Raw genomic sequence first — 15,357 nt, 5'->3', positions numbered from 1 at the left:
TTTTTTTCGTGTGAGAAAATCCAAAAAGATGCCTGCTCAAGCAGACATCTTTTCTATATACGGTGTTTATTCAGACAAATGGTAAGAATAGCTTGCCACAACCACTTCTTCATGCCAACGAAGTGCATACTTCAATTTCAAACTCATTTGGTTGTGGAGAATATTTTGCCAATGTTTTTTAGGGATAAATTGAGGGACTAGGACTGTAACGGTGTTGCCTTTTTCCTTGGCCTCCTCAGCCACTTTTGAGACAAATTCAACTGTTGGCTGGATAATATCCCGGTAACTGGTCATGACATTTTCAAAGCGAATATGAGGGAAATAGTGCTTAAATTCTTCTGCTACCTCAGCGTCTTTAACCTTGGTTTCTTCCGTTGAGACGTGCATAGCTATAACATCGTTTCCTAGGCTATTTGCATAACTCATAGCTCCCACACTTACCTGAGTGACATTCCCAACAAGGACAATCACGGTATTGCCCGCATAACTTGTCTTTTCGATCTTACCTCCCAAGCGCAATTGAGCCGCAACTTTATCATAGTGATTACGGATACTCAAGAACATCCAAAGCAAGAGACCAATAATAGGGAAGAAGGGCCAGATCTCACGCAAACGGAATAATAAGAGGATCAAGACAATTCCATAACAGATGGCTGCCCCCAGGATATTGGCAAGCGAATACTTAAGAAATCCTTTTTGATATTGGCGTTTCCAGTGGATCACCATCCCTGTTTGAGAAAGGGCAAAAGGAATGAAGACCCCAATGGTATAAAGCGGAATCAAGCTTTCTGTTTGTCCATCAAAAATCAAGAGCAAGACGATGGCACCAATCGCCAAGGTCAAAATCCCATTAGAATAGCCCAGACGATCCCCTTTTTCCATATACATGTGTGGCATGTATTTATTTTTAGCCATGTTAAAGGCCAACATTGGAAAGGCGGAGAAACCGGTATTAGCCGCAACTGCCAAGATCAAGGCTGTTGATAATTGGAAGATGTAAAAGAAGGCTTGTCCAACTGGGGAATTCCCTAAGATGGCTTGGGCCATTTGGGCTAGAGTTGTTACCCCTTTAGCCGGAACGACACCCACCCAGTAATTGAGGAAGGTAATCCCTGCAAACATGATCCCCAAAATCAAAGCCATAATGGTCAAGGTAGAAGCTGCATTCTTTGCTTTTGGTTTCTTAAAGAAAGGAACCGAATTGGAGATGGCTTCAACCCCTGTTAGGGAAGCGGATCCACTCGTAAAGGCCCGCAATAAGAGAATAATACTAACCCCTGAAATGGTTTGACCCACATGAGCAGTTGCGTTATAGGCCAAGTGACCCGTCAAGATTTGGATCACACCATAGCCGATCAAGGCAATGGTACTGACAATGAAAAGGTATACCGGAATCATCAATGATGTCGCTGATTCACGTAGCCCCCGAAGGTTCATCAGCATCAAAATCAAGACCAACAAAATGGAAATGTGAAGATTATAAGGATGAAGAGATGGAATCGCTGACGTGATGGCATCTGCACCGGAAGACACAGATACTGCTACTGTCAGCATGTAGTCGACTAAGAGACTACCACCAGCGATCAAACCCGCTTTGGGAGACAAGTTCTCCGTAGTCACCATATAGGCCCCTCCCCCTTGAGGGTAGGCATGAATGACTTGGCGATAAGAAATCGTTAAACTAGCTAGGAGAACCAGGACCACAATCCCAATTGGAATGGACCACCAAATAGCTCCTGCTGATACGGTCATCAAGACCAAGATAACTTGCTCTGGACCATAGGCAATAGAAGAAAGTGCGTCACTAGAGAGCATGGCCAAAGCCTGCATTTTCCCTAGCAATCCGCCTTCACCTTCTGCACCAGATTTCAACGGACGGCCAATAAACCATTTTTTCAATGTTGAAAACATAAAAAACTCCTTGAAAAAAGATCATGAGGCCGGGAATTCCCTGCCTCTTTTTCATAAAACTGGGGTTATTCTACTCTTTTTTTTCAAGACTGTCAACTGAAATTGTGAAATCTTCGTAAAGTTTTCATTGTGTTCATTTATCCAACCTCTCTTAGATCAGCCAGCTTCTTTTCAAATTGATCCAAGCAAAAAACGAGGCTAGGACAAAAATCCTAGCCTCTCAATTATTTTTGGATTGTCGAGCAAGACGCAGTGGTTGAGTGGGCTCTACTGCGCTGATTTCATCAGCTTTTACAGTCCTACTCAACTGTGCGGAGGTAGGACGACGAAATCGAATTCTAACGAATTACCGATTTCTGTCCCACTCTCTCTTTTTTATTTGGGTTGATGTGCCACATAGTGGGCAATGACATCCGAAGTGTACTGGGCTGTGCCAGCTCCAAACTTGTCGATGTTTTCCTTGAATTCTGGGTTATAGACATAGCCTTTGCCGATATGGCCAAAAACCTCTATAGAGCAGTCAAATCCATACGTTCGAATTGCTTCTAAAAGTTTAGCTGCCTGATTTTGATTTTCATTTGCGGATACGGATAGACCATCTTTGAGATTTTGCGCCAAAGTTTGAAAAACTTGGTTGAAGGCTTCCGTAGCCTCATCTTCACGCCCCTTTTGGCGCTCAAGCGCTTGGTCCATGACTTCTTGACCGTACTTCTCTACCGCCTCTTGCTGGTATTTTTGAGTATCTTGGTAGCTAAATCCAGTAAATTTTTCCTCAATTGTCATTTGTCTTTCTCCTTTTTGTTCTTGAATGGTTTTTTGCAAGGTGGAAATCAAGGTATCTAGACGTTCTCTTTCCTGAGTTAAATAGGTTAACTGCTTGGTTAAATGGGGCAATAAGTTAGACTTTTCTTCGGCTAAGAGTTCTGCTATTTGGTCTAAAGAAAATCCTAGATACTTGTAGTAGAGAATCACCTGTAATCGTTCTAAATCTTCTTGACTGTATGTCCGATAGCCATTTTCAGATTTGACAGGGACGAGAAGTCCTATCTTGTCATAGTAGTGCAAGGTCTTGACAGAGACACCTGACAGCTCTGCAGCTTCTTTGATATGGTACATGATTTCCTCCTTATACTCAATAAAAATCAAAGAGCAAACTAGGAAGCTAGCCGCAGGTTGCTCAAAGCACTGCTTTGAGGTTGTAGATAGAACTGACGAAGTAAGTAACATATATACGGTAAGGCGACGCTGACGTGGTTTGAATTTGATTTTCGAAGAGTATTACAAGGATAGTATAACCCCTCCCCTTAGGTCAGAGTCAAGACTTAACATAAAAATTGTTTTCAGATAAAAAAGGCTTGAGTTGTTCCACAACTTTTAACTCAAACCCTTTCTTTTTTATGGATGACTCACGATCAATTCTAAACCTTGCCCTTCCAAAGTCCAAGATTCAACATCGCTCGGTAAGATAAAGTGACTTCCTTTTTGAATAGGATAATCCTTCCCATCTACCGTCAATTTCCCTTCTCCGGCTAAGACGCTCAACAAGCTGTAATCAGCGGTCTTTTCAAAATCAGCTTTTCCAGTTAGTTCCCACTTGTAAACAGTAAAGAAATCACTGGCAACCAAGGTGGTCATACGAAGATCATCGATCACAACTGTATCTGGATGGCTATTGGCAGGCTCTCCAATGTTCAAGACATCAATTGATTTTTCAAGATGAAGCTCCCGCAAGTTTCCTTGAGCATCCTTGCGGTCAAAATCATAAACCCGGTAGGTGGTATCACTCGACTGTTGGGTTTCAAGGATCAAGATTCCAGATCCAATCGCGTGCATGGTCCCGCTTGGCACATAGAAGAAATCTCCAGCCTTGACAGGAACCTTTGTCAGTAAGGCATCCCAGTTCTTGTCCTCAATTTGCTGACGGAGTTCTTCTTTTGACTTGGCATTGTGTCCATAGATAATCTCGGACCCTTCATCGGCCGCAATCACATACCAACACTCGGTTTTTCCAAGTTCTCCTTCATGCTCCATCGCATAGGTATCATCTGGGTGCACCTGTACACTAAGCCAATCGTTGGCATCCAAAATCTTTGTTAATAAAGGAAAGACAGGCTCTTTACGATTACCGAATAATTCCCGGTGTTCTTGATAGAGCTGGTCCAATCCCATTCCTTCGTATGGACCATTGGCTACTTTAGAAACTCCATGTGGATGGGCTGAAATCGCCCAAAATTCCCCGACATGGTCGCTCGGAATTTCGTAACCAAATTCTTCTTTCAGACGAGTTCCTCCCCAAATTTTTTCCTGCATGACTGAATGTAAAAATAATGGTTGTCCCATAATATCCTCCTCGCATTTCATGTTTCTATTATACAAAAAAAAGAAAGTTTTTGAAAGCCCTTTCCATTATTTTCCTCTCTCGCCAGAAACTTCATTTTTGTGTATAATGAAAGGGATGACACTAAAAGAAAACATTATCCAACTGGCGCATTCTATTGGGATATCAAAAATTGGCTTTACAACTGCTGATGACTTCGCTTATTTGGAAAAATCGCTCAGCTTGGCCGTTGAGGAAGGACGGAATTCTGGATTCGAGCATAAGAATATTGAAGAGCGCATCCACCCCAAATTAAGTCTCTCCTCTGCCAAGACCATCATCTCAATCGCTGTCGCCTACCCCCACAAACTCAAGCAACAACCTCAAAAAACAGCCTATAAAAGAGGAAAATTTACGCCCAACAGTTGGGGATTAGACTACCATTATGTTCTTCAAGACAAGCTCAACCGCTTAGCTGCTGGGATTGAAGAAATGACGCAGGATTTTGAATACAAGGGCATGGTCGATACTGGAGCACTGGTTGATACGGCTGTCGCCCAACGAGCAGGGATTGGCTTTATCGGAAAAAATGGCTTGGTCATTTCAAAAGAATACGGTTCTTACATGTTTCTGGGCGAATTGATTACCAACCTCGAAATCGAACCGGATCAGCCAGTCGACTATGGTTGTGGAGACTGTCGGCGTTGTTTAGATGCTTGCCCAACCTCCTGTTTAATCGGGGATGGCTCTATGAATGCCAAACGCTGTTTGTCCTTCCAAACCCAAGACAAGGGCATGATGGACCTAGAATTTCGCAAGAAAATTAAAACGGTCATCTATGGATGTGATATTTGTCAGATTAGTTGCCCTTATAACAAAGGGCTAGATAATCCCTTAGCAACGGAAATCGATCCTGATCTGGCTCATCCAGAGTTGATTCCTTTTATCGAGCTGTCCAACGGACAATTTAAGGAAAAATTCGGACATGTTGCTGGAAGTTGGCGAGGCAAGAACATCCTCCAGCGCAATGCCATCATTGCACTAGCCAATGCCAATGACCGTTCGGCCATCCCTAAACTCCTGAACATCATCGAAACTTCACAAAATCAGATCCATATTGCAACGGCTATCTGGTCTTTAGGGCAACTGCTCCGTGAAGTCACGCCGGACCTTGTTGAGCTCTTACGGAATATCAAACATCCGACCGATGCTATCATAGAAGAACGAACTGCTTTCTTTGAAAAATTCGGCATTCAAGCAGATTCACAGCTACAATGAAAAAACACTAAGGTTGTATCCTTAGTGTTTTTTTAGTTCCTTCAAGAAATACCAACTACCCATCTCTACTTGGTTAAAGCTAATCTCACTTGAATAGACTTCCTTGTAACCATTTTTCGTGTAAAAATAGACATTTCCTTTGGTATTGGTATAAAAGGCTAGTTTTTCACCTTTGATCTCTTCCAAGAAAGGCTCAATTCCTTCTGTCATAAAGCGACTGCCATAGCCCTGCCGTTGGTGTTTAGGGGCGACTGCGAGAAGCATCAAATACCAATCAAAGTCTACATTTTGCTCCAATTCCTTATCCGTGTCCTCCATAAATTTAAAGTAGGACAACATATTCTTCAAGGAAATAAACTTGAGCAAACCGAATCCCCCATTTAAGAGATAGGCCCGAAAAGGAATCGGTCCCTTTTGCAACAAGGCTACCGCATAAATTTCATCGTTTTTTTCTGCCACAAGGCAAATATGGTGCTTGAGAAAAACCTTTACCAGGATGCGCATCATTGCCTCAACAAAGGCAGGATATTGCTTGGGATCCCGAACCAAATCCTTGATGACTTTTAAAAATAGATAGTCCTCAAAGGCTGTACTGGCTACTCGAACCACCTGATCCAGATCTGCTTTTTCTGCTTTTCTGTACTTCATCTTCTCTCCTATTCTAAGTCCACTTTCCAGTATACACTATGATACGCTGTTAGACAAAGGTCAATTTTCAGCAATTTGTTCATTCAAGCCAGCAAAAAGAGTCCTCCCCAGACGAGTCCCAGCCCCCAAGCGACGAGGACATCCTTGGGATAATGAACCCCTCCAAGAACTCGAACAAGGGCTAATAGAAGAGATAGGAGCATGGAGCACATTCCTAGCGGAAGAGACAACTGACAGACACACATGGAGATAATGGTCGCCGAAAAAACATGTCGGCTAGGAAAGGAATGACCGGATGAATTTTTTTCTAATAAGGGTTGAATCTCCCATTTTTCATAAGGTCTCGGAACATTGACCCAATGACGAAAGAGGCTAAACAAGACAAAGCCCGAAGCTGGAATCCAGATAAAAGGCCAGATGCCTCCCATTGAAGTTTTCTTTAAAAATAGCCAACAAAAGACCAGGCCGTAGATGCCTGGCATGGCGAACGTCAGGATTCGATTCGTCCTTTGAAGGACCTGCACACGATGTGGCTTTCTCGTAAAAGGCAGGGTTAGCCAACGATAAAATTTCGGATAATCTTGAAGATTGGGCTTCATGTTGGCACTCCTGTCTTTCATCTTATTTTATACTACTAGTATACGCGATCCTAAGAAAGCCTGTCAAGCCAGGCTTCTTTTTTATCTTTTCTTCCTTCTTTTTCACATGATTTAGCACTAAAATCTGATGATTTATCATTTTCCTGTCTCCAAGAAACGTCTTTTCCATTACTATTATCGATAAAAAAATGAGGCTGGGACAAAAGTCCTAGCCTCTAAATTGTCTTTGGATTATCGAGCAAGACGCAGTGGTTGAGTGGGCTCTACTACGCTGATTTCATCAGCTTTTACAGCCCTACTCAACTGTGCGGAGGTGTGACGACGAAATCGAATTCTAACGAATTACCGATTTCTGTCCCACTCTCATTTTTTCACTTTGTATGTTACGCCCTTTGTATCTTGTTGGAATTGCGACAGGACGAAGGTGGATCGATACCATCCACCTGAGGAGTTAGTGAGTCGTGTCGGCAAGGCACCATTGTGCTTGCCATTACACGAATTGAACACGCCCTAAATGCTGGGTGAAAAACGCTAACTATACTAGCACTAACCTCCAGACACAGTAGCTGATTGGATTCTTCTCTCGCCCATCAGCTCGGAAGAATCCTAATCAGCCTTGTGGGGGTAGGACGACGAATCGTCCACAATCGCATAGCTTCTGTCCTACTCCCTATTTTGACTGTATCCGCTACGCCCTTTGTATCTTGTTGTTACGCTACTTCTTCTGTGAATTGGCTATTATAGAGATCAGCATAGAAGCCATTTTGGCTCATGAGTTCTTGGTGGTTGCCTTGCTCGATAATATTTCCATCTTTCATCACGAGAATCAGATCCGCATTACGGATAGTGGACAAGCGATGGGCAATGACAAAGGAAGTTCGGCCTTCCATGAGTTTGTCCATGGCTTTTTGAATCAACTCTTCTGTTCGGGTATCGACAGATGAGGTTGCTTCATCCAAGATAAGAAGCGGGGCATCCTTCAAGAGGGCACGCGCAATGGTCAAGAGTTGCTTTTGACCAACGGACAAGGTCACTGAATCATCTAATACAGTATCATAGCCATTCGGCAAGGTCCGAATAAAGTGATGGACCCCAACCGCTCGGGTTGCTGCTTCGACTGCTTCATCTGAAATATCGGTTTGATTAAAGACTAAGTTTTCCCGAATGGTCCCTTCAAAGAGCCAGGTATCTTGCAAGACCATCGAAAAAGCATCATGAACTTCTTCGCGACTCATGGCCTTAGTATCCACACCATCGATGGTAATTTTACCAGCTTGAATGTCGTAAAAACGCATCAAGAGATTGACCATGGTGGTCTTACCAGCACCTGTTGGACCAACAATAGCGACCTTTTGTCCTGGCTTCGCTTCAGCTGTAAAGTCATGGATAATAGTCTTATCTGGTGAATAGCCAAAACGAACATGCTCAAATTTGACATGACCTTTTGTTGTTTCCAATTGACGTGTTTTTTGGGATTCGTCTTCCATTTCTTCTTCGTCTAAGAATTCAAAGACACGCCTCATAGCAGCACTAGCTGATTGCAATTGGGTAATTCCTTGGGCCATTTGACCAATTGGTTGGGTAAAGATGCGGACATAGGTCATAAAGGCCACAATGGTCCCGATGGTAATATCCCCATTAATGGTGAGGGCAGCCCCTACGATACAGACCATGACATAACCAAAATTCCCTACAAACTGCATCAAGGGCATCATAATCCCAGAGAAGAATTGGGATTTCCACATGCTTTGATACAAATCTTGATTGATGGCATCAAAATGATCTTTGGCTTGATGACGGCCATTGTAGGAAATAACAACATTATGTCCACTATAGATTTCTTCAACATAGCCTGAAACTTTGGCAAGATTATCTTGTTGCTGTTTAAACAAAGGCTGACTCTTGACCATAATGATGCTGGAAAGAGCAAAGCCGGCAAAGACGGATACAATCGCTGTGACAGCTAAGTGCCAGTCCGTCTTAAACATCATAAAGATAGATCCAATCAATAAGACGATAGAGGAGACCATTTGAACCAAACTTTGGTTAAAGGATTGGGTCATCAAATCCACGTCATTGGTCACACGAGACAAGGTATCTCCTTGTTCATGGCTATCAAAATATTGGAGAGGTACACGATTGATCTTTTCAGCGATGGCATTTCGCAAGCGTTCTGCGAAGCGCTGAATCATTGTTGAGATAATGAAACTACTGCTGTAGGACACCAGTGCTCCAACTCCATAAAGGATGGCTAAGGTCAGGGCAATCGAAGTGATTTTGTCAATATCAATGGCGCCTCCCATCCCTTTTGTGATGGTATCCGTGATTTCTTTTAACTTATCCGGTCCAATAACCGTGATAATACTCGATACGATTGAAAAGAGGATAGCAACTAGGAAAAATAGGTGGAAGCCCTTCAAATAGGGAGAAAGTTGTCTCCAAAGGGACGAATCTTGTTTTGTTTTATGCATGTTCCAACTCCTCCTTAGACAATTGTGAATAGGCAATTTCTTGATAGACTTCATTGGTCGCAAGCAATTCTTTGTGGGTGCCTTGACCGACGACCTTCCCTTGATCCAAAACCAAAATCAAATCTGCATCCATAATGGTCGAAATGCGTTGGGCAACGATCAATTTGGTCGTATCTGCCAGCTCTTCTTTCAGAGCTTGGCGCAAGATACGATCCGTTTTGTAATCTAGGGCTGAGAAGGAATCATCAAAGATGAGGATCTCGGGCTTGCGTGCCAGGGCACGCGCAATGGCCAAACGTTGACGTTGACCTCCAGAGAAGTTGCTTCCTCCTTGCGCTACTTCTGTATCCAAGCCCTTCTCTTTTGTGGCAACAAACTCTTTGGCTTGGGCCAATTCAAGAGCTTTCCAGATGGCTTCATCCTCTAATTTTCCTTGGCTACTTTCTCCAAATTCCATATTGGAGCGAATCGTGCCACTAAAGAGCACTGCTTTTTGGGGAATGTAGCCGACTTTATTGTTCAATTCTTGGTGGCTATAGTCCTTGACATTGACGCCATCCACTAAGATCTTTCCTTCTGTCGCATCGTAAAAACGTGGAATTAAATTGACCAGAGTGGATTTACCAGAACCAGTTGATCCAATGAAGGCAACAGTTTGTCCTTTCTGAGCTGAGAAGGTCACATGTTCAATCACCGCACGGGAAGTCCGTCCATAGCGGAAGGAAACATCTTGAAATTCTACTGTACCTGCTTGGCCTGTTGTTTCTTTTGACTCACTTGGGAAGGCTACAGACGGTTCAAGAGCCAAGACCTGATTAATCCGTTTTGCGGATACTAGTGCACGAGGAAGAATAATCAAGATGGCCACCATCATCATAAAGCCAACGACAATCTGCATAGCGTAAGAAGAAAAGGTGATCATATCTGAGAAGACCTTGGTCCGATCCGCTAATGCAGGACTGGTGAAGATCTTTGTAGGATCTTTTGGCATGGCGATATCATTGATCAAGTGCGCCCCAATCCAGTAGATAGCAAGGGTCAAGCCACTTGATACCACTGTCATGACAGGGTTCATCAGAGACATCAAACGATAAACAAAGAGATTTAGACGGGTTAAGCCCTTGTTTTCAGCCTGGAATTTCTCATTTTGATACGCTTCCGCATTGTAGGCGCGAACGACCCGCACCCCAGTCAAACTCTCCCGTGTCGTCGCATTCAAGGCATCGGTCAAACCTTGAACCTTTTGCTGGCGTGGAAAGGCAATCAGAACCAGAACAGAAAGCAGAATCAAGACCATCAAGACCGCAATCCCAACAGAAGTTGTCCAGGCACTGCTCTTGCCCCAAATCTTGGTCAAAGCCCAAATCGCCATAATGGGACCACGCGTCACAACTTGCATCCCCATCACAATCATGATTTGTAACTGGGTCAAATCGTTGGTCGTCCGAGTCAAGAGAGAGGGAACGGAGAATTTCTTGATCTCAGCATCAGAGTAATCCATCACTTGATGGAAAATCTCTCCTCGAAGTCGCATCGTAAAGCTGGCAGCGACTCGTGATGCTAGAAAGCCCACAAAAACTGCCATCAAAAAGCTTCCAAAAGAGAAGAGCAACATCTTACTCCCTGGCTCCATGATATCAGAAACCTTGGTCCCCTCCTTAGCTAAGAGGGTCGTAATATCGGATAAGTATTCCGGGGTCTTTAAATCCATCCAAACTGCCAGACAGATAAAGACCGTACTAAGGGCAATCATGCTCCATTCTTTGGCGGTTAAGCGCCGAAACATATTGATCATTCCTCGCTCCTTTTTTTCATATTCTCATAAAATTGATGCATGACCTTGAAAAAGGTGGACAATTCTTCTTCTGATACACCCGCTACTAGACTCTGCTCCACTTCCTCAAAGAATTGCTTCATGTCATTCAAATTGGCTTTCACACTGTCTGTTAGGTAGACATACTTGGCCCGTTTATCGGTCGGACTAGCCTCTAAATAAATAAACCCATTTTTCTCCATTCGCTTGATCAGGCTACTGGCCACGGATTTTGAGATATGAAGTTCCTGCTCAACATCCCGAATCAAGGTCACTTTTCCCTCTTTTTCACGATGAGATAAGAATCTCAATACCTGACCTTGTGGTCCTGCGCTAAATTCAAACCCACGCTTCTTAGCCTCTCTTTCCACCATGAGGTGAATGAGATGGCCAATTTTTTTTAATTCTTGTAATGGCTTTTCCATCATTCCTCCAAATAGTTCTCTTAAGAACCTTAAAGTTACTATGAGAACTATTTTAGCACAAAAAAGATCCCTGTCAAGAAAAAAGTTTCTATAAGAACTAAAAAAATGGAGCCCAATCGACTCCATTAATGACTTCTAGATAATAATGCCTTCTAGATGATCCATTTCGTGCTGACAGATCTGGGCTGGAAAACCTGACAACTGAATTGTTTTTGCTTTCCAATTCACATCTCGATAGGCCACTGAAATCTCCTCATAACGAGTGGTCGGCCGACTCCCCACCAAGGACAAGCATCCTTCTTCTGTTTGGTAAGGCTTTTTCTTTTCAAGGAGAACAGGATTAAACAGGACCAAATTTTCACTTCCCATTCGGATGATAATCGCCCGTTTTTTCACCCCGATCATATTAGCCGCTAAACCCACACACTCAAGGAGATGAGCATTTAAAGTGTCCTGCAAATCCAAAGCCAAGGTGCGATCCTCAGGTGTCGCTTCTTCTGACTTTTGACCCAAGAATAAGACATCTTTTACAATATTCTTTTTCATTCCTTCCTCACTTCTTGATAGGTAGACGAAAGAAGAGAGTGGGACAGAAATCGGTAATTCGTTAGAATTCGATTTCGTCGTCCCACCTCCGCACAGTTGAGTAGGGCTGTAAAAGCTGATGAAATCAGCGTAGTAGAGCCCACTCAACCACTGCGTCTTGCTCGACAATCCAAAAATAATTGAGAGGCTAGGACTTTTGTCCCAGCCTCCTCGCTCTTGTTTCTAACCTCTAAGAGACAATTGCTGCTTATTTTTTAAGTTTCTCGCTCACTTCTTTTGCAAGGACAAAGTTCCCCAAGGTCGCTGAACCATTGCCAGCAACTGCAGGTGTCACAATATAATCTCTCACATCAGGTACAGGGAGGTAACCGTTCAAGAGGGCAGTAAATTTCGTGCGAACACGATCTAACATATGTTGTTGAGCCATGACTCCTCCTCCAAAGACAATGACGTCTGGGCGGAAGGTAACTGTCGCATTCACTGCTGCTTGTGCGATGTAGTAGGCTTGAATATCCCATACATTGCTGTTGAGTTCAATGTTTTCTCCACGAATACCTGTACGAGCTTCAAGACTAGGACCAGCCGCAAAGCCTTCCAAACAGCCATTGTGGAAAGGACAAACACCCTTGAATTCTTTTTCCACATCCATTGGGTGTTGGGCCACATAGTAGTGCCCCATTTCTGGGTGCCCAGCTCCCCCGATAAACTCGCCACGTTGGATGACACCAGCTCCGATTCCTGTTCCGATTGTATAGTAAACCAAGTTTTCGATATGGCCACCCGCATTATTGCGTGCGACCACTTCGCCATAGGCAGAGCTATTCACATCTGTCGTGAAATAGATAGGTACATTCAAGGCACGACGGAAAGCCCCAACGATATCTACATTGGCCCAATTCGGTTTTGGAGTCGTTGTGATGAAACCATAAGTGTTTGAATTTGGATCGATATCAATTGGTCCAAATGAACCAATCGCAAGCCCAACTAAATCCTCAAATTTTGAGAAAAATTCAATACACTTATCAATCGTCTCAATTGGCTTGGTTGTTGGAAATTGTACTTTTTCCACAACATTATAGTTTTCATCACCAACCGCACAAACAAATTTTGTACCGCCGGCTTCCAAACTTCCATATAATTTTGTCATGTTGGCTCCTTTTTTATTATGAAAAATATCCTGTATTTATTATAGCATATTTTGTAGTCAATCTTTTTCTCTTCTCTAAAGAAAAAACACACCTTTTTTTGAGAAATAAAATTCAAGGACTGGAGATGATAGACCAGTCCTTGAGAACTTATTATTTCGATTAAGCTTTGACTTCGATGATCGCATCACCCTTCGCAACAGATCCAGTTGCAACAGGTGTGACAGAAGCAAAGTCAGCCGTGTTAGTGACGATCACCATAGTTGTGTCTTCAAGACCAGCTGCGGCAATTTTCGCTGCATCAAATGTACCAAGGACATCACCAGCTTTGACTTTATCGCCTTGAGCTACTTTTTGATCAAATCCTTCACCGTTCATTGATACTGTATCAATACCAACGTGGATCAAGATTTCAGCACCATTAGCTGTCTTCAAACCGTAAGCATGACCAGTTGCGAAAGCAATAGTTACTTCAGCATCTGCTGGTGCATAGACAACGCCTTCAGTTGGTTTGATGGCAATTCCTTGTCCCATCGCTCCACTTGAGAAGACAGGATCATTCACATCAGCAAGTGCTACAGCACTACCAACGATAGGAGAGATGATGGTTTCGTCTTGAAGAGATGCTGGAATAACTCCAGTTGTTTCTTCTTCAATAATTGCACCAGCTTCTTTGTCCTCTGCAGGAACTGATGAAGCTTCATCTTCATAACCAAACATATAAGTCAAACCGAAACTTAGTGCAGTTGTAAATACAACCATAAATACATATTTCAATAATTGACCATTTAGATAGAGAAGTGTACCTGGAATAATTGTAATACCAAATCCTGTACCAGCCAGATTTAACATAGATGCAATCCAACCACCTACAGCACCTGCTCCCAAAGCAATAACGAATGGTTTCACATAACGCAAGTTCACCCCGAAGATTGCAGGCTCAGTAATACCTAGCAAAGCAGAAATAGTTGCTGGGAATGCTAAAGCTTTCACTTTTTGAGATTTAGATTTTACTGCCACTGCTAAAGTAGCACCAGCTTGCGCAGTCATAGCTGCTGTAATGATTGCATTAAATGGATCTTTTTTATCTGCAGTAATTAATTGTGATTCAAGAAGATTAAAGATATGATGGACGCCAGTAACGACAATCAACTGATGAACCCCACCGATAAGAAGCCCTGCAAGTCCGAATGGTAAATTTAAAATAAACTTAGTTGCATTCAGTACATATTCTTCAATGCTGTGGAAGAATGGACCAATAATAAACAAAGCGAGGAATGACATGATTGTTAATGTGAATAATGGAACCAATAACAAATCTAAGACATCTGGAATTTTCTTATGGAGCCACTTTTCAAGTTTCGCACCAATTAGACCAACGAAGAAAGCGGGAAGAACTGAGTTCTGGAATCCAACCACATGATGGAAGATACCAAAGTATGTTGCTGCTTTAGAAGGATCTTCCGCTACAACCCACGCATTTGGAAGTGTCGGACTAACCATCATCAAACCAATTACAATCCCAAGAACAGGATTTCCTCCGAATACTCGGAACGCAGACCATGAAATCAAGGCTGGGAAGAAGGCAAACGCGGTATCAGTTAAAATTGTTGAATATGTATAAAAATCAGTAGATTTAAATGCGTCTGCTGTTGTACCAAACAAAGCCAAAACCTGGTCTTGAGCAATGGCACCACGAATCCCCATAAACAATCCAGTCGCAACAATTGCTGGTAGAATTGGAACAAAAACGTCTCCAAAGGTACGGATCGCGCGTTGGAACCAGTTTCCTTGTTTAGCGGCTTCTGCTTTCATTTCATCTTTTGATGATGTTGGTAAGCCAAGAGCTACTACTTCATCATAGATCTTGTTTACAGTACCAGTACCAAAGATGATTTGGTATTGACCTGAGTTAAAGAAAGCACCTTGTACTTTTTCAATGTTCTCAACAACATCTTTGTTGATTTTTGATTCATCTTTTACCATCACGCGAAGACGAGTCGCACAGTGAGCAACACTGCTAACGTTCTCAACCCCACCGATTGCATCGATGACCTGCTTTGCAATTTCTGTATTTGACATTTTGCAAAAATCTCCTTATTTTTTGTAATGTAAACGGTTAAATCGTTTCTACGTTTTTAATTGTACCACGTATTGAAAATATGTCAAGCGTTTTGCAGGATTTTTTTGAAACTTTTTTGGAC

At 42.8% G+C, this 15,357-nt stretch carries 12 protein-coding genes; 1 reads left to right on the top strand and 11 read right to left on the bottom strand.

The features are described from left to right. Nucleotides 1-66: 66 nt before the first annotated feature. The 3 genes from NML76_RS04835 to manA form a co-directional block, all read right to left on the bottom strand. A complete protein-coding gene (locus tag NML76_RS04835; RefSeq protein WP_155198784.1) occupies nt 67-1,911 on the bottom strand; it encodes an APC family permease in 1,845 nt (614 codons plus the stop codon). A 375-nt stretch (nt 1,912-2,286) separates the two neighbouring features. Next, on the bottom strand, nt 2,287-3,027 hold the full coding sequence (locus NML76_RS04830) for a MerR family transcriptional regulator (protein WP_254732845.1): 741 nt from the start codon (nt 3,025-3,027) through the stop codon (nt 2,287-2,289). A gap of 279 nt (nt 3,028-3,306) precedes the next feature. Beyond that, nucleotides 3,307-4,251, bottom strand: coding sequence for a mannose-6-phosphate isomerase, class I (gene manA, locus NML76_RS04825; RefSeq protein ID WP_003005297.1), 945 nt, complete (start codon nt 4,249-4,251; stop codon nt 3,307-3,309). A gap of 115 nt (nt 4,252-4,366) precedes the next feature. On the opposite strand from manA, the gene queG reads away from it, so the two are divergent. After that, entirely contained in the window at nt 4,367-5,506 is a 1,140-nt protein-coding gene (queG, locus tag NML76_RS04820) for a tRNA epoxyqueuosine(34) reductase QueG (RefSeq protein WP_070675223.1), read from the top strand. 21 nt (nt 5,507-5,527) lie between these two features. Here the strand turns inward: queG and NML76_RS04815 are convergent, their stop codons facing one another. From NML76_RS04815 to NML76_RS04780, 8 genes are all read right to left on the bottom strand, one after another. Further along, on the bottom strand, nt 5,528-6,154 hold the full coding sequence (locus NML76_RS04815) for a GNAT family N-acetyltransferase (protein ID WP_070505233.1): 627 nt from the start codon (nt 6,152-6,154) through the stop codon (nt 5,528-5,530). 83 nt (nt 6,155-6,237) lie between these two features. Continuing rightward, the gene (locus tag NML76_RS04810) at nt 6,238-6,753 is read right to left on the bottom strand and encodes a phosphatase PAP2 family protein (protein WP_049506491.1); all 516 of its coding nucleotides are present in this window, start codon (nt 6,751-6,753) and stop codon (nt 6,238-6,240) included. Nucleotides 6,754-7,463: 710 nt separating this feature from the next. Continuing rightward, entirely contained in the window at nt 7,464-9,224 is a 1,761-nt protein-coding gene (locus tag NML76_RS04805; RefSeq protein ID WP_070662686.1) for an ABC transporter ATP-binding protein, read from the bottom strand. Further along, nucleotides 9,217-11,019 carry an ABC transporter ATP-binding protein gene (locus tag NML76_RS04800; protein WP_129823961.1) on the bottom strand — a complete coding sequence of 601 codons (1,803 nt, stop codon included), beginning with the start codon at nt 11,017-11,019 and terminating at the stop codon, nt 9,217-9,219. The genes NML76_RS04805 and NML76_RS04800 overlap by 8 nt, the downstream gene beginning before the upstream one ends. Further along, complete coding sequence (locus NML76_RS04795; RefSeq protein ID WP_070505237.1) at nt 11,016-11,462, bottom strand: MarR family winged helix-turn-helix transcriptional regulator; 447 nt, start codon at nt 11,460-11,462, stop codon at nt 11,016-11,018. The genes NML76_RS04800 and NML76_RS04795 overlap by 4 nt, the downstream gene beginning before the upstream one ends. 135 nt (nt 11,463-11,597) lie before the next feature. After that, nucleotides 11,598-12,008, bottom strand: coding sequence for a peptide deformylase (locus NML76_RS04790; RefSeq protein WP_070505238.1), 411 nt, complete (start codon nt 12,006-12,008; stop codon nt 11,598-11,600). Nucleotides 12,009-12,255: 247 nt separating this feature from the next. Next, nucleotides 12,256-13,155: a fructokinase ScrK gene (scrK, locus tag NML76_RS04785; RefSeq protein WP_003016958.1), complete on the bottom strand. Its 900-nt coding sequence runs from the start codon at nt 13,153-13,155 to the stop codon at nt 12,256-12,258. A gap of 160 nt (nt 13,156-13,315) precedes the next feature. Next, nucleotides 13,316-15,235, bottom strand: a complete 1,920-nt coding sequence (locus tag NML76_RS04780; RefSeq protein WP_151378715.1) for a sucrose-specific PTS transporter subunit IIBC — start codon at nt 15,233-15,235, stop codon at nt 13,316-13,318. Nucleotides 15,236-15,357 lie beyond the last annotated feature (122 nt).

Origin of the sequence: Streptococcus sp. CF8_Ac1-9 (assembly GCF_024295565.1) — a bacterium.
Taxonomy (GTDB): domain Bacteria; phylum Bacillota; class Bacilli; order Lactobacillales; family Streptococcaceae; genus Streptococcus; species Streptococcus parasanguinis_X.
This window is presented reverse-complemented; position numbering and strand designations above follow the sequence as displayed.

Excerpts from the sequence above, each read along its gene's own strand:
- NML76_RS04835 (WP_155198784.1), bottom strand. The coding sequence starts at position 1,911 with ATGTTTTCAACATTGAAAAAATGGTTTATTGGCCGTCCGTTGAAATCT.
- NML76_RS04830 (WP_254732845.1), bottom strand. The coding sequence starts at position 3,027 with ATGTACCATATCAAAGAAGCTGCAGAGCTGTCAGGTGTCTCTGTCAAG.
- manA (WP_003005297.1), bottom strand. The coding sequence starts at position 4,251 with ATGGGACAACCATTATTTTTACATTCAGTCATGCAGGAAAAAATTTGG.
- queG (WP_070675223.1), top strand. The coding sequence starts at position 4,367 with ATGACACTAAAAGAAAACATTATCCAACTGGCGCATTCTATTGGGATA.
- NML76_RS04815 (WP_070505233.1), bottom strand. The coding sequence starts at position 6,154 with ATGAAGTACAGAAAAGCAGAAAAAGCAGATCTGGATCAGGTGGTTCGA.
- NML76_RS04810 (WP_049506491.1), bottom strand. The coding sequence starts at position 6,753 with ATGAAGCCCAATCTTCAAGATTATCCGAAATTTTATCGTTGGCTAACC.
- NML76_RS04805 (WP_070662686.1), bottom strand. The coding sequence starts at position 9,224 with ATGCATAAAACAAAACAAGATTCGTCCCTTTGGAGACAACTTTCTCCC.
- NML76_RS04800 (WP_129823961.1), bottom strand. The coding sequence starts at position 11,019 with ATGATCAATATGTTTCGGCGCTTAACCGCCAAAGAATGGAGCATGATT.
- NML76_RS04795 (WP_070505237.1), bottom strand. The coding sequence starts at position 11,462 with ATGGAAAAGCCATTACAAGAATTAAAAAAAATTGGCCATCTCATTCAC.
- NML76_RS04790 (WP_070505238.1), bottom strand. The coding sequence starts at position 12,008 with ATGAAAAAGAATATTGTAAAAGATGTCTTATTCTTGGGTCAAAAGTCA.
- scrK (WP_003016958.1), bottom strand. The coding sequence starts at position 13,155 with ATGACAAAATTATATGGAAGTTTGGAAGCCGGCGGTACAAAATTTGTT.
- NML76_RS04780 (WP_151378715.1), bottom strand. The coding sequence starts at position 15,235 with ATGTCAAATACAGAAATTGCAAAGCAGGTCATCGATGCAATCGGTGGG.